This window comes from Streptomyces sp. NPDC058964, assembly GCF_042741275.1.
Lineage (GTDB): Bacteria > Actinomycetota > Actinomycetes > Streptomycetales > Streptomycetaceae > Streptomyces.
Genome location: NZ_JBHYKH010000573.1, coordinates 4,274 through 5,513 on the forward strand (window position 1 = coordinate 4,274; position 1,240 = coordinate 5,513).

1 protein-coding gene is annotated in these 1,240 nt (G+C 72.9%); it reads left to right on the plus strand.

The genetic code is table 11. The features are described from left to right. Positions 1–75 precede the first annotated feature (75 nt). The gene (locus ACFW2E_RS40535; RefSeq protein ID WP_384475208.1) at positions 76–1,035 is read left to right on the plus strand and encodes an MFS transporter; all 960 of its coding nucleotides are present in this window, start codon (positions 76–78) and stop codon (positions 1,033–1,035) included. Positions 1,036–1,240: the final 205 nt, after the last annotated feature.

The following is a 1,240-nucleotide window of genomic DNA, read 5'->3' on the forward strand; positions in this document are numbered from 1 at the left end:
TGGACAGTCCGGGTGGCGTCGGTTTTGTTGGTTAAGGCGTGCCCGCCCCGGCGGCCGCTTGGGCTGGCTTGGGGTGTGTGGGGTGGGTTTTTGGGGTTCTCAAGGGCCGCCGGTCCCGTCACGGGCGGGGCTCTCGTCGCCGGGTTCGGCTGGCGGTCGGTGTTCTGGGTCAACGCGCCGGTCGTCGTGGCCGCCCTCGCGCTCAGCGCGGTGTTCGTGCCGGAGTCCCGGGCGCGGCGCCCGCAGCGGCTCGACCTCCCGGGCCAGGCCCTGCTGACAGCGGTCATCGGCGTCTCTGTCGGCGTTCTCATCGAAGGACCCCGCATCGGCTGGACATCGCCCCTCGCGCTGACGATGTACGCGTTCGTGGCCGCGGCGTCGGTCGCGTTCGTACGGGTCGAGTGCCGCCGGGACGAACCACTGATTGATCCGCGGCTCTTCCGGCACCCGGTCTTCAGCGGTGCGGTTCTGGGCGCTGTGGCGGTCTTCGTCGCCCTGAACGTGACGCTGCTCCTCAACACCCTCTACCTGCAGCACACCCGGGGATGGACACCGCTGGCCGCCGGGACGGCGACTCTGCCCATGGCTGTCGGAGCCACCGTCTGCGCACCGTTGTCCGGCCGACTGGTCGGCCGTCTCGGACCACGGCTGCCGCTGTCCCTGGCCGGCGCGTTCCTCACGGCGGGCGGGCTCTGCCTGGCCGGGCTCGACACGGGTACGAGCGTCGTCCTGCTCCTGTCGGCCTACGCGCTCATCGGCATCGGGTTCGGTTTCGCCAACGCCCCGATCACCAACACCGCGGTGAGCGGACTCCCTCCCACCCGTGCGGGCGTGGCCGGGGCGATCACGTCCACCGCACGTCAATTCGGTGCGGCCCTCGGTATCGCGATCGCGGGCGGCCTGGTCACGGCCACCGGCCCGGCCCAGCTCGCCCACGCCTCCCGCCCCGGCTGGATCCTGGTGGCCGCCTGCGGGATCCTCCTCTTCCTCGTCGCCCGCACATCACGGCCGAGGAAGGACGTCACGCGCCCTTGAGTCGCCGTCCGAGCCGTGCCGTTGGCCGATCCGTGCGGGCGAGTGCGGGAAGACGTCCTCACCCGGCCGCAGTGCCCCGGCTTCCATCACTCGGACACGGCCGATGGCCGGAATCCGACGTGGTGACCGTCCTGGAACGACTGGGGCCGTGGGCCGGGCGGGGGGCGGGCCGCGGCCCGGGGACCCCCCCCCCCCGGGCCGCGCC